This window comes from Pseudomonas sp. CFBP 8770 (assembly GCF_014841705.1).
Lineage (GTDB): Bacteria > Pseudomonadota > Gammaproteobacteria > Pseudomonadales > Pseudomonadaceae > Aquipseudomonas.
Genome location: NZ_JACYUL010000002.1, coordinates 374941 through 388509, shown reverse-complemented (window position 1 = coordinate 388509; position 13569 = coordinate 374941). Strand labels below are relative to the sequence as shown.

Genomic DNA, 13569 nt, shown 5'->3' with positions numbered 1-13569 from the left:
ATGCGCCTTCTCGTAACTCGCGGAGCTTGCTCAGCTCCACTCCTGTTGCCGGCATGGCCTGGCAGCAGGTAGCAAAGGCGTGGCCGAAGCTTAGTTGACAGCTTCTTTCAGGGCTTTACCGGCTTTGAAGCTGGGCTTCTTGGCAGCCGCGATTTCCAGCGCCTTGCCGGTTTGCGGGTTGCGACCGGTGCGCGCCGGGCGATCAGTCACGGAGAACGTACCGAAACCTACCAACACAACCGAATCACCGGATTTCAGGGCGCCCGTCACGGATTCGATCACGGCGTCCAGCGCCTTGCCAGCTGTAGCCTTGGAGATATCAGCAGATGCGGCGATTGCGTCAATCAGTTCCGACTTGTTCACTATAAGTCCCCTTATATCGATATTTTGAGTTGTTTCTAAGTATGTGGTGAAACGTGCGCCGGGTGGCTGTCGAGACAGCAAGTGCCGCTTTATAACAAGGGCTCTAAAAAACTGTCAAGAAAGGCACCCAGTCAAATCAAGGCTCAATGCGTGCTGATTCGTTCCTTGGAATCCGTATCGCGTTTCTCATCCTTGGCGACAATCTCGGAAGCCACATCGGGCAAGGGCTCAGGCGCGTATTGCAGCGCAATTTGCAGGACTTCGTCAATCCATTTAACAGGTTTAATCTGCAGATCCTGCTTGATATTGTCGGGAATTTCCTTGAGATCTCGCACGTTTTCTTCAGGGATGATTACAGTCTTGATTCCACCACGATGGGCCGCCAGCAACTTCTCTTTGAGACCACCAATGGCCAATACCTGGCCACGCAAGGTGATCTCGCCGGTCATGGCGACATCGGCGCGCACCGGAATCTTGGTCAGGGCCGAGACCAGCGCAGTGCACATGCCGACACCGGCACTCGGACCATCCTTGGGCGTGGCGCCTTCAGGCATGTGAATATGCGTGTCGTGCTTCTCGTGGAAGTCCGGCGCAATACCCAGGCTCTTGGCGCGGCTGCGTACCACCGTCTGCGCCGCCGTGATGGACTCGACCATCACATCACCCAGCGAACCGGTCTTGATCAACTGGCCCTTGCCCGGGATCACGGCAGCCTCGATGGTCAGCAATTCGCCACCCACCTGGGTCCAGGCGAGGCCGGTAACCTGCCCCACCTGGTCCTGTTGCTCGGCCAGGCCGTAGCGGAACTTGCGCACGCCCAGCAGGTGCTCCAGCGACTCGGCGGTGACCTTGACGGTGAATTTCTTCAGGTGTGCATGTTCCTTCACCACCTTGCGGCAGATCTTGGCGATCTGACGCTCCAGACCTCGCACGCCCGCTTCTCGGGTGTAGTAGCGAATGATGTCGCGGATCGCCTCGACGTCGATCTCGACTTCGGTCTTTTTCAAGCCGTTGGCTTCGATCTGCTTGGGCGACAGGTACTTGATCGCGATGTTGATCTTCTCGTCTTCGGTATAGCCCGGCAGACGGATCACTTCCATCCGGTCGAGCAACGCCGGCGGAATGTTCATCGAGTTCGAGGTGCACAGGAACATCACGTCGGAAAGGTCGTAGTCGACTTCCAGGTAGTGATCGTTGAAATTATGGTTCTGCTCCGGGTCCAGCACCTCCAGCAACGCCGAGGCCGGATCGCCGCGCATGTCGCTGCCCATCTTGTCGATCTCGTCGAGCAGGAACAGCGGATTGCGCACACCCACCTTGGTCATCTTCTGAATCAAACGACCAGGCATAGAACCGATGTAGGTACGACGGTGGCCGCGAATCTCGGCTTCGTCGCGAACACCGCCCAAGGCCATGCGCACGAACTTGCGGTTGGTGGCATGGGCGATGGATTCGGCCAGGGACGTCTTGCCCACACCGGGCGGCCCGACCAGGCACAGCACCGGACCGCGAATTTTCTTCACGCGCTTTTGCACGGCGAGGTATTCAAGGATACGTTCCTTGACCTCTTCCAGACCGTAATGGTCGGCATCCAGAATGCTTTCGGCGCGTGCCAGATCGAGGCGCACCTTGCTCTGCGCCTGCCAAGGCACCTGCACCAGCCAGTCGATGTAGGTCCGCACCACGGTCGCTTCTGCAGACATCGGCGACATCTGCTTCAGCTTGTTCAGCTCGGCCGTGGCCTTGGCCAGGGCGTCCTTGGGAAGGCCCGCAGCGTCGATGCGCTTTTTCAGCTCCTCGACTTCGTTGTGCCCTTCCTCGCCATCGCCCAGCTCTTTCTGAATGGCCTTCATCTGCTCGTTCAGATAGTACTCGCGCTGGCTGCGCTCCATCTGCTTCTTGACCCGTCCGCGAATACGTTTCTCGACCTGCAGCAGGTCGATTTCGGCATCCAGCAGCGCCAGTACGTGTTCGACACGCGCCGGCAACTCGATGATCTCGAGGATCTCCTGCTTCTGTTCGATTTTCAGCGCCATGTGCGCGGCCATGGTGTCGACCAGGCGGCCAGGCTCATCGATGCTGTTGAGCGAGGACAGCACCTCGGCCGGGACCTTCTTGCCCAGCTGCACGTACTGCTCGAACTGACCGAGCAGCGTGCGCACGAACACTTCGGACTCGCGATCGGGCGCATCGACCTCGTCGATCAACTGCACTTCGGCGCGAACGTGGCCATTGATTTCCAAGAACTGTTCGACGCTGCCGCGCTGCTCGCCTTCGACCAGCACCTTGACGGTGCCGTCGGGCAGCTTGAGCAGCTGCAGCACGGTGGCAACGGTACCCACACGGTACAGGGCGTCCTCACCTGGATCATCATCGGCGGGATTCTTCTGCGCGAGCAAAAGGATCTGCTTTTCGCCAGACATCGCCGCCTCGAGGGCCTCGATGGACTTCTCACGACCCACAAACAGCGGGATAACCATATGCGGATAGACGACGACATCACGCAATGGCAGGAGAGGCAATTCGATGGTTGTCTTCATGATTTCGCCTCTACAGCGGCCCCGAAGGCCGTAAACAGATGGAATTGAGCATGCCTTCAATGTGGGGGCTCGCCCCGCAAAAAACAAGTTCACTGTCTGAAAAACGAAAGGGGCCCGTAGGCCCCTTCCTTGTTTCAGCTCAGATTGTCGATCAGGCGTCGGGGGCAGCCTTCGCCGGCGGCTCGCTGTTTTCGTAGATCAACAGCGGCTTGGACGTCCCTTCGATCACGCTCTCATCGATGACCACTTTGCTTACATCGGTCTGCGAAGGAATTTCGTACATGGTGTCGAGCAGAACGCCTTCCAGGATCGAGCGCAGGCCTCGCGCACCGGTCTTGCGCTCGAGCGCACGACGGGCAACCGACTTCAAGGCGTCGCTGCGGAACTCGAGATCCACACCTTCCATTTCGAACAACTTGCCGTACTGCTTGGTCAGCGCGTTCTTCGGTTCGGTAAGGATCTGGATCAGCGCCGCTTCGTCCAATTCGTCCAGCGTTGCCAGAACCGGCAGACGACCGACGAACTCGGGGATCAGCCCGAACTTGACAAGATCGTCCGGCTCCACTTCGCGCAGCGACTCGCCGACCTTCTTGCCTTCCTGCTTGCTGCGCACCTGGGCACCGAAACCGATACCACCCTGGGTGGAGCGATTCTGGATGACTTTTTCCAGGCCGGAGAATGCCCCGCCGCAAATGAACAGGATATTGCGCGTATCGACCTGCAGAAACTCCTGCTGAGGATGCTTGCGACCACCCTGCGGCGGTACCGAGGCGACGGTGCCCTCGATCAGCTTCAACAGCGCCTGCTGCACGCCTTCGCCCGAAACGTCACGGGTGATGGACGGGTTGTCCGACTTGCGCGAAATCTTGTCGATTTCGTCGATGTAGACGATGCCCATCTGGGCTTTCTCTACGTCGTAGTCGCACTTCTGCAGCAGCTTCTGAATGATGTTCTCGACGTCCTCACCCACGTAACCGGCTTCGGTCAGGGTGGTGGCGTCGGCGATGGTGAACGGAACGTTGAGCAGGCGAGCCAGTGTTTCAGCCAGCAAGGTCTTGCCCGAACCGGTCGGGCCGATCAGCAGGATGTTGCTTTTGCCGAGCTCGACGTCGTCGTTCTTCTTGTCACGCTGGTTCAAGCGCTTGTAGTGGTTGTACACCGCTACCGCAAGAACCTTCTTCGCGCGCTCCTGGCCAATCACGTACTGATCCAGGATGCCGCTTATTTCTTTGGGCGAGGGCAATTTATGCGCGCTGCTCTCGGCCTGGGCTTCCTGCACCTCCTCGCGGATGATGTCGTTGCACAGGTCGACGCACTCGTCGCAGATAAAGACCGAGGGGCCGGCAATCAATTTGCGCACTTCATGCTGGCTTTTGCCACAGAAGGAGCAATAGAGCAGCTTGTTGCCGTTGTCCTCGCCGTTGCGGGTGTCAGTCATTCGATCGATCCAAATCCGATAGGCTTGCAACACAAGATGAAGGCTATTGCGGGCTTTTTCAAGCCCACAGGTGGCTGACATGGCCACCACCCCCATCTGGCTGCTTAGGCGGGCAAGTTGCGCTTGGACATCACAGAGTCGATCAGACCGTAATCGACCGCACGCTCGGCGCTCATGAAATTGTCGCGGTTGGTGTCCTTCTCGATGGTCTCGATGCTCTGGCCGGTGTGGTGCGCCAGCAGCGAATTGAGACGCTCGCGAATGAACAGGATTTCCTTGGCATGGATTTCGATGTCCGAAGCCTGACCCTGGAAACCGCCCAACGGCTGGTGAATCATCATGCGCGAATTGGGCAGGCAGTGACGCTTGCCCGCGGCGCCACCGGCCAGCAGGAAGGCGCCCATGCTGCAGGCCTGGCCAATGCAGGTCGTGGACACGTCCGGCTTGATGAACTGCATGGTGTCGTAGATCGACATGCCGGCCGTCACCGAACCGCCTGGCGAGTTGATGTAGAGATGGATGTCCTTGTCCGGGTTTTCCGCCTCAAGGAACAGCAACTGCGCGGCGACCAGGTTGGCCATGTAGTCTTCCACAGGGCCGATCAGGAAGATCACTCGTTCCTTGAGCAGGCGCGAGTAGATGTCGTACGCACGTTCGCCACGAGCCGATTGCTCGATAACCATCGGGACCAGGCCGCCTGCGGCCTGGATGTCAGAGCTCTGCTGAATATAAGAATTGCGGGACATGTCTCGCACTCACTCCCAAATAGTCATGTCTTGAATACGCATAAGCCAGCGCGAAGGCTGGCTTATGGTGTTTTCGAACCTCAGAGAACGATCACTCGGCTTGTGCTGCTTCCGCCGGCTTGACCGCTTCTTCGTAAGAGACCGACTTGTCGGTCACCTTGGCTTTCTGCAGAACAGTATCCACAACTTGTTCTTCCAGCACAACCGAACGGACTTCGTTCAGCTGCTCTTCATTTTTGTAGTACCACGATACAACTTGCTCAGGCTCCTGGTAGGCCGAGGCCATTTCCTGGATCAGCTCGCGCACACGTGCTTCGTCCGGCTTGAGCTCGTTCTGCTTGACCACTTCGGCAACGATCAGACCCAGTACGACGCGGCGCTTGGCCTGTTCGGTGAACAGCTCGGCCGGCAATTGGTCTGGCTTGATGTTGCCACCGAACTGCTGCACGGCTTGAACGCGCAGACGGTCGACTTCGTTGTCGAGCAGCGCCTTGGGCACCTCGATCGGGTTGGTCGACACCAGACCGTCCATGACCTGATTCTTGATCTTGGCCTTGATTGCCTGACGCAGCTCGCGCTCCATGTTCTTGCGAACTTCGGTGCGGAAGCCGTCGAGACCGGTTTCCTTGATGCCGAACTGGCCGAAGAACTCTTCGTTCAGCTCTGGCAGCTTGGCTTCGGAAACGCTGTTGACGGTGACGGTGAACTCGGCGGCCTTGCCGGCCAGCTCAAGATTCTGGTAGTCCTCGGGGAAGCTCAGGCTCAAGACCTTCTCTTCACCGGCCTTGGCGCCGACCAGGCCGTCTTCGAAACCGGGGATCATGCGGCCCGAACCCAGAACCAGCTGGGTACCGCTGGCCGAACCACCGGAGAACTCTTCGCCTTCGATCTTGCCGACGAAGTCGATGTTCAGCTGGTCTTCGGTCTGCGCGGCGCGATCGGTCTGCTCGTAGCGTACGTTCTGCTTGCGCAGCACTTCGAGCATGTTGTCCAGGTCGCTGTCGGCGACGTCGGCGCTCAGGCGCTCGACTTCGATGCTGTCGAACGCGCCGACTTCGAACTCGGGGAACACTTCGAAGGTGGCGATGTATTCCAGGTCCTTGCCCTTTTCGAACACTTTTGGCTCGACGGCGGGTGCGCCGGCTGGGTTGAGCTTCTGCTCGACCACGGCTTCATAGAAGGAAGCCTGGATGACGTTGCCCAGGGCTTCCTGGCGCGCGTCAGCCTCGTAGCGCTGACGGATGACGCTCATAGGCACCTTGCCTGGACGGAAGCCCGGGATCTTGGCGTTACGGGCGGTCTGTTGCAGACGCTTGTTGACTTCGGCCTCGATGCGCTCGGCGGGAACGCCGATGGTCATGCGGCGCTCGAGAGCGGAAGTGTTTTCAACAGAAACTTGCATGGATTTTCCTCGTTGCACAGACGTTAGCCGGCCATTTCCGACCCCAGATCAAGGGCAAGCATTCTAGAGGCTCGAACTCAAGAAGTCACCCTATGCACAGGGTTGCGCACAAAGTCGCTGCAGAAACCGTCAAACGGCAGCAAAACAAGGCCGGTCAAGGCCTGTAAATGCCCTTGCGGACAAGTTTTGCAAGATAATCTCCGGCTCACTGGTATCCTATGCAGAGGATAAAGCCATTACCTTGCACTTACATGTGGAGATCCCGGCCATTCTCTCGCTTCCCCAAGCAACCCCTATTCTTGCAGGACCCTCATGGCCATAAGCCCTGACACGCCGGTTTCCCTCGCCAACTGCGAGGACGAGCCCATTCACCGGCCCGGCGCCATTCAGCCCCACGGCGCGCTGATCGCCCTGGACGGCGAAGGTCGCGTGCTGACCCGCAGCGCCAACCTGATGGCCGTCACCGGACTGGATGTACTGCCGGGCACTACTCCGAACAACGAACTGCTGGGCGCCGATGTCCTGGCGTTGATCGCCGAGGGCCTCGCCAGCAGCGATCACTGGGCGAACAGCGTCGAGAGCGTCCTGCTTGGCCGGCTGTTCGACGTGGTTGCCCATCGCCATCTGCAAGTGCTGTACCTGGAGTTCGAACCGCGACGCACCGCCAGCGGTTCGTTCAGCCAATTTGCCCTGTACGCGCAACGCATCATCAGCCAGATGCAGAACCGCCACGATATCGACGCGTTGCTGAGCCGCGTAACGGCGGAGATCCGCAACATGACGGGTTTCGACCGGGTCATGGCCTACCGCTTTCGACCCGACCTGTCGGGCGAAGTCATCGCCGAGGCGCACCGCGAGGACCTCGAGAGCTACCTGGGCCAGCGCTACCCGGCATCGGATATCCCTGCCCAGGCACGCCTGCTCTATATACTCAATCCGATTCGCCTGATCGCCGACGTGGCCTACGCACCGGCGCCGTTGACACCATCGGTGGATCCACGGACCGGCCAACCGTTCGACCTCAGCTTCAGCACACTGCGCAGCGTTTCGCCGATTCACTGCGAATACCTGACCAACATGGGTGTACGCGCATCGATGAGCGTGTCGATCGTTGTCGGCGGCAAGCTGTGGGGGTTGTTTTCCTGCCATCACATGACGCCCAAGACGATGGCGCATCCGTTGCGCATGTCTTTCCAGGTCATCTCGCAGGTGTGCAGCGCGCTGGTCGAGCGGCTCGAGCACAACCTGGCCACCCAGACCCTGAAACAGGCCAGTGACCAGCAGCAGACCCTCATGACCCTGGCGCGCGACTCAGAAGATCTGGTCAGTGCATTGGCGGGCGAGTCGGACAACATTGCCGCCCTGATACCCTGCGATGGCGCCGCGGTGGTGATGTCGGGGCGCACCCAGAGCATCGGCGGGCACTTCGACCCGCTGTGTCGCCAGGTGCTGGAACACGTCGAGCAGGACCCGAACCTCGAGGTCTTCCACACCGAGAATTGGCAGGGTTCGGAGAGCGAGCGCAATACCAGTGGCTACTGCGGCATTCTGGCGGTCCGTTTCCATCGCCAGGAATCGGGCTGGGTGATGTGGCTGCGCAAGGAAGAAATCAACAATGTGCGCTGGGGCGGCAAGCCGGAGAAGATCATCAAGGTCGGGCCGTCCGGAGCGCGACTGACCCCACGGGGCTCGTTCGAGGCCTGGGAAGAAGTGGTGCGCGGACGCTCGGCCAGCTGGAGCGATACCGACATCGACATCGCCGAGAAGCTGCGACGTGACCTGGTCGAATTGTGCCTGAGCCGCGCCAGCGAGATCGATGGCATGCGGCAGCGCCTGATCGCCATGCTCGGTCATGACCTGCGCAATCCCCTGCAATCCATCTCCATGGCCGCAGCCATGCTGTCCTCGAACGAGACACGCGACACCGAGCTGCGCAAGCACATCAGCCACTCCAGTGGCCGCATGGAACGCCTGATCAGCCAGATCCTGGAGATGAGCCGCCTGCAGTCGGGCCTCGGCATCATGGTCAATCGGGTTGAAACCGATCTGTCGGCGCTGGTCGAAAGCATCGTCGATGAAACGGCGGTGGCTTTTCCCGGCCTGACCATCGAAGCGCGCATCCAGCCGGATGTGCGCGCCATGGTCGATCCGGACCGCTACGCGCAGGTCATCACCAACCTGCTGGGCAACGCCCGCTACCATGGCACGCCGGATACGCCAGTACTGATCAGCTTGAGCACGGAGCAAAACAGCACGCGGTTGTCGGTCCTCAACCAGACCACCCCGGTGGCCCCAGAGCGCCTGTCGACCCTGTTCCAGCCGTTCAAGCCGCACAGCGGTGAAAACCTGCGCAACAAGAACGGGCTGGGGATCGGGCTGTACATTTCGCAGGCCATCGCGGTTGCGCACAGTGGCAACCTGAGCGTCGAGCAGAACGGCAATGTCATTACCTTCAGCATGGTCCAGCCCGTGGAGGCGTGAATCGCCGACTGAAACGCAGACACGAAAAAGCCGCCCGTAGGCGGCTTTCACGTTGCGCAGCAGGCCGAGGCCTGGCTGTACTTGTTGGTGCGGACGAAGAGACTCGAACTCTTACACCTTGCGGCGCTGGAACCTAAATCCAGTGTGTCTACCAATTCCACCACGTCCGCGTGTAGCTTTTAAAGCAAAGGCGCCGGATCGGTAAGAATCGGGCGCCTTTCGGAATATGGGGTGGACGATGGGGATCGAACCCACGACAACAGGAGTCACAATCCTGTGCTCTACCAACTGAGCTACGCCCACCATATTGCGTTTACTGCGTTACTTGTGCCAAAGCTGCCTAATGGCGCACCCGGCAGGACTCGAACCTGCGACCATCCGCTTAGAAGGCGGATGCTCTATCCAGCTGAGCTACGGGCGCTTTTGAGTCTGTAGTCCTTGCAGATTACAAATCCAGAGCTTCAGTCGGTGATGACAAACAAGCCTTGAAACTGCCTGTTTTGCTCTACCTTCTTCACCAGTGCTAGGCCCTGCCCGACAAGTGCGACGAATGTTATAGGCGAGCCTTAGGGTCGTCAACTCTTTTTTGAAAAAAATTCATTTAATTAAAGGGCTTAGGAGGTTTCGCGAAGCAAGCGCCTTTGCCCTGGGCGTGCGACATGCGAGAATGCGCGCACATTTTCATTCCTTTTCGATGGTTAATCACGCGTCATGACTGCACAACTTATCGACGGCAAGACGATCGCCGCCAACCTGCGCCGGCAGATCGCTCAACAGGTTGCCGAGCGTCGTCGGCAAGGCCTGCGCACGCCAGGCCTCGCGGTGATTCTGGTGGGTACCGACCCCGCCTCCCAAGTCTATGTTTCGCACAAGCGCAAGGACTGCGAGGAAGTCGGTTTCGTTTCCCAGGCCTTCGACCTGCCGAGCACCACCTCCCAGCTCGAACTCGAGACGCTGATCGACACGCTTAACGCCGACACCAAGATCGACGGCATCCTGTTGCAGCTGCCGCTGCCCGAGCACCTGGACGCCTCGCTGCTGCTCGAGCGCATTCGCCCGGACAAGGACGTCGATGGTTTCCATCCTTATAACGTCGGCCGCCTGGCCCAGCGCATTCCGTTGCTGCGTCCGTGTACGCCCAAGGGCATCATGGCCCTGCTGGAAAGTACCGGCCAGGATCTGTATGGCATGGACGCGGTGGTGGTGGGCGCCTCCAACATCGTCGGCCGGCCGATGGCCATGGAGTTGCTGCTGGCAGGCTGCACCGTGACCGTGACCCATCGGTTCACCAAGGACCTGGCGGGCCACGTGGGCCGCGCCGATCTGGTGGTGGTTGCCGCGGGCAAGCCAGGGCTGGTGAAGGGCGAATGGATCAAGGAAGGTGCGCTCGTGATCGATGTGGGCATCAACCGTCAGGACGATGGCAAGCTGGTCGGCGACGTGGTCTATGAAACCGCCCTGCCCCGGGCCGGCTGGATCACCCCGGTGCCAGGCGGCGTGGGCCCGATGACCCGCGCCTGCCTGCTGGAAAACACCCTGTATGCAGCAGAGACGCTGCACCGGTGATGTAGACCCTTTTTCGCGGCCGCTGACCGCTCCCACAGAGGGTCCGATGTCCGTGGGAGCGGTCCGTGGCCGCGAAAAGGGCGACGCGGTCTATCAGGCAAACCGCAGCGCGGCGTTCGCGGCCGCTGACCGCCCCCACAAATGACCGCGCCTGCTGCTATTTCTTTGCGTCCTCCCACGACTTGACCAGCTCGGCGTAGCCCACGGTCTGACCCTGGGGTTTTTCGTTGGCCAGTTTGGGCTTGGGTGCGCCGGGCTGGTCGAACCAGTACTGGGCGTCGCGCTCGGGGTTCATCTTCGGCCCGCACACGGGTTGCACCTTGCTGCGTTCCAGGCGCGTCATGATCGCGTCCTGGTCCTTGGCCAGGCCATCGAGCGCCTGCTGTGGGGTCTTCTCGCCGCTGGCCGCCTCGGAAATGTGGCTCCACCACAACTGCGCCAGACGCGGATAGTCAGGCACGTTGGTGCCGGTCGGGGTCCATTGCACGCGAGCCGGGCTGCGGTAGAACTCCACCAGGCCGCCCAGCTTTGGCGCCAGATCGGTCATGGCCTGGGAATTGATGTCCGATTCGCGAATCGGCGTCAGGCCGACGATGGTCTTTTTCAGCGACACCGTCTTCGACGTCACGAACTGCGCGTACAGCCAGGCTGCCAAGCGCTGCTTCTCGGGCGTCGATTTGAGGAAGGTCCAGGCGCCGGTGTCCTGATACCCCAGCTTCATGCCCTCCTCCCAGTACGGGCCCTTGGGCGAAGGCGCCATGCGCCATTTCGGCGTGCCGTCGCCATTCATCACCGGCAGGCCAGGCTTGGTCATGTCGGCAGTGAACGCGGTGTACCAGAAAATCTGCTGGGCGATGTTGCCCTGGGCCGGTACCGGGCCGGATTCGGAGAAAGTCATGCCCTGAGCCTCGGGCGGTGCGTAGGCACGCATCCAGTCGACGTATTTCTGCGTCGCATAGACAGCCGCCGGGCCGTTGGTATCACCGCCACGGGTCACGCTGGAACCCACCGGATGGCAATCCTCCACGCGAATCCCCCACTCGTCCACCGGCAAGCCGTTGGGCAGGCCCTTGTCGCCACCGCCAGCCATGGAGAACCAGGCATCGGTAAAACGCCAACCCAGCGAGGGGTCTTTCTTGCCGTAGTCCATGTGCCCGTAGATGCGTTTGCCGTCGATCTCCTTGACGTCCTCGGAGAAGAACTTGGCGATGTCCTCGTAGGCCGACCAGTTGACCGGGACACCCAGCTCGTAGCCGTAGATTTCCTTGAATTTCTTCTTCAACTCGGGGCGTTCGAACCAGTCGGCACGGAACCAGTACAGGTTGGCGAATTGCTGGTCGGGTAGTTGATAGACCTTGCCGTCGGGCGCGGTGGTGAACGAGATACCGATGAAATCCTTGAGGTCGAGGGTCGGCGAGGTGGCCTTCTTGCCCTCGGGACTGGCCATCATGTCGGTGATCGATTCGCTCTTGCCGTAGCGAAAGTGGGTGCCGATCAGATCCGAGTCGTTGACCCAGCCATCGTAGATGTTCTTGTCCGACTGCATCTGCGTCTGCAGCTTCTCGACCACATCGCCTTCCTGCAACAGATCATGGGTCAGCTTGATCCCGGTAATCTCGCTGAACGCCTTGGCCAGTGTCTTGGCTTCGTATTCATGGGTGGTGAGCGTTTCGGACACCACGTTGATGCTCATGCCGCGGAACGGCTTGGCGGCCTCGATGAACCACTGCATCTCCGCCATCTGCTGCTCGGGTGTGAGGGTGGAGGGCTTGAATTCGGCCCCCACCCATTTCTTCGCCGCGTCTTCATAGGCATCCGCCCATGCCGCGGCGCTTAGCCCCGCGCACGCCAGCGCGGTCGCCAGGGCAATGCTATGTCGCAGTTTGTTGTTGTTCTTGTACATAGTGACCTCCTGTTTGGAATTTTTGCGTTGCGCAGATCCGCATGGCTCAGCCCCAACGCACTACCGCCAGCAACCACACCAGGGACAGCGCCGAGGCAACCCAGATGCTCCAGTCGGTAACGCCGATCACCAGCAGGTGCAGGTAGGCGCTACCGAGAAGACCGATGAACAACCGATCGCCGCGAGTGGTCGCGATCGGCAGGAACCCGCGCCGCTCGGTGCAGGGCGAGCGCAATTCGTAGAACGTCATGCCAGCGAGCAACAGCGCGATAGCGCCGAAGAACAGGGCAGTCGGTAGAGTCCAGGCCATCCACTCCATCACAGGCTCCTCATACGCGGCCCAGGGCGAAGCCCTTGGCCACATGGTTGCGAACGAACCAGATCACCAGCATGCCGGGCACGATGGTCAGGACGCCGGCCGCAGCCAGCACACCCCAGTCGATGCCCGAGGCTGAAACGGTACGGGTCATCACCGCTGCGATCGGCTTGGCATTGACCGAAGTCAAGGTGCGCGCCAGCAGCAACTCCACCCACGAGAACATGAAGCAGAAGAAGGCCGTGACACCGATCCCCGAGCCAATCAGCGGCATGAAGATCTTCACGAAGAACTTCGGAAAGCTGTAGCCATCGATGTAGGCGGTTTCGTCGATCTCCTTCGGCACGCCGGACATGAAGCCTTCGAGAATCCACACCGCCAGCGGTACGTTGAACAGGCAGTGCGCGAGCGCGACGGCGATGTGCGTGTCGAACAGGCCGATGGATGAGTACAGCTGGAAGAACGGCAGCAGGAACACCGCCGGAGGTGCCATGCGGTTGGTCAGCAGCCAGAAGAACAGGTGCTTGTCGCCTAGGAAGCGGTAGCGCGAGAAGGCATACGCGGCCGGCAGCGCGACACTGAGCGAGATCAGCGTGTTGAGGCTCACGTAGTACAGCGAATTGATGTAGCCGGTGTACCAACTGGGGTCGGTGAAGATCACCCGATAGTTGGCCAGGGTGAAATCATGGGGAAACAGGGTCAGCCCGCCGAGGATTTCGCCGTTGCTCTTGAACGACATGTTCAGCAACCAGTAGATGGGCACCAGCAAAAACAGGATGTACAGCAGCAGGGGGATCAATTTGCGCTTGCTCAT

10 protein-coding genes and 3 tRNA genes are annotated in these 13569 nt (G+C 60.1%); 2 read left to right on the top strand and 11 right to left on the bottom strand.

Features of this window, described 5'->3' with window-relative positions; genetic code table 11:
* Positions 1–90 precede the first annotated feature (90 nt).
* From IFT98_RS06640 to tig, 5 genes are all read right to left on the bottom strand, one after another.
* On the bottom strand, positions 91–363 hold the full coding sequence (locus IFT98_RS06640) for an HU family DNA-binding protein (protein ID WP_049858847.1): 273 nt from the start codon (positions 361–363) through the stop codon (positions 91–93).
* A 143-nt stretch (positions 364–506) separates the two neighbouring features.
* Positions 507–2903 carry an endopeptidase La gene (gene lon / locus IFT98_RS06635; RefSeq protein WP_192047821.1) on the bottom strand — a complete coding sequence of 799 codons (2397 nt, stop codon included), beginning with the start codon at positions 2901–2903 and terminating at the stop codon, positions 507–509.
* A gap of 151 nt (positions 2904–3054) precedes the next feature.
* A complete protein-coding gene (clpX, locus tag IFT98_RS06630; protein WP_122476011.1) occupies positions 3055–4341 on the bottom strand; it encodes an ATP-dependent Clp protease ATP-binding subunit ClpX in 1287 nt (428 codons plus the stop codon).
* Positions 4342–4445: 104 nt separating this feature from the next.
* Positions 4446–5087 carry an ATP-dependent Clp endopeptidase proteolytic subunit ClpP gene (gene clpP / locus IFT98_RS06625; RefSeq protein WP_122476013.1) on the bottom strand — a complete coding sequence of 214 codons (642 nt, stop codon included), beginning with the start codon at positions 5085–5087 and terminating at the stop codon, positions 4446–4448.
* A 91-nt stretch (positions 5088–5178) separates the two neighbouring features.
* Complete coding sequence (gene tig, locus IFT98_RS06620) at positions 5179–6489, bottom strand: trigger factor (protein ID WP_192047820.1); 1311 nt, start codon at positions 6487–6489, stop codon at positions 5179–5181.
* A gap of 312 nt (positions 6490–6801) precedes the next feature.
* Between tig and IFT98_RS06615 the strand changes: the two genes are divergently transcribed.
* Positions 6802–8970, top strand: a complete 2169-nt coding sequence (locus IFT98_RS06615) for a GAF domain-containing protein (protein ID WP_192047819.1) — start codon at positions 6802–6804, stop codon at positions 8968–8970.
* Positions 8971–9055: 85 nt separating this feature from the next.
* Here IFT98_RS06615 and IFT98_RS06610 read toward each other — a convergent pair.
* The 3 genes from IFT98_RS06610 to IFT98_RS06600 all read right to left on the bottom strand — a co-directional run bounded on the left by IFT98_RS06610 (position 9056) and on the right by IFT98_RS06600 (position 9391).
* Positions 9056–9140, bottom strand: a tRNA-Leu gene (locus IFT98_RS06610).
* 57 nt (positions 9141–9197) lie between these two features.
* Positions 9198–9273 (bottom strand) — tRNA-His (locus IFT98_RS06605).
* 41 nt (positions 9274–9314) lie between these two features.
* Positions 9315–9391, bottom strand: a tRNA-Arg gene (locus IFT98_RS06600).
* A 290-nt stretch (positions 9392–9681) separates the two neighbouring features.
* Here IFT98_RS06600 and folD point away from each other — a divergent pair.
* Positions 9682–10536 (top strand): bifunctional methylenetetrahydrofolate dehydrogenase/methenyltetrahydrofolate cyclohydrolase FolD, encoded by an 855-nt coding sequence (gene folD / locus IFT98_RS06595; RefSeq protein ID WP_192047818.1) that lies wholly within the window; start codon positions 9682–9684, stop codon positions 10534–10536.
* 157 nt (positions 10537–10693) lie between these two features.
* On the opposite strand, the gene IFT98_RS06590 is transcribed toward folD, so the two are convergent.
* Genes IFT98_RS06590 through IFT98_RS06580 form a run of 3 tightly spaced genes read right to left on the bottom strand, consistent with a single transcriptional unit; the run spans position 10694 to position 13569 of the window.
* Positions 10694–12439, bottom strand: a complete 1746-nt coding sequence (locus IFT98_RS06590; protein ID WP_192047817.1) for an ABC transporter substrate-binding protein — start codon at positions 12437–12439, stop codon at positions 10694–10696.
* A 46-nt stretch (positions 12440–12485) separates the two neighbouring features.
* Entirely contained in the window at positions 12486–12758 is a 273-nt protein-coding gene (locus IFT98_RS06585; RefSeq protein WP_122713756.1) for a DUF2160 domain-containing protein, read from the bottom strand.
* A gap of 10 nt (positions 12759–12768) precedes the next feature.
* Positions 12769–13569, bottom strand: coding sequence for a carbohydrate ABC transporter permease (locus IFT98_RS06580; protein WP_122713757.1), 801 nt, complete (start codon positions 13567–13569; stop codon positions 12769–12771).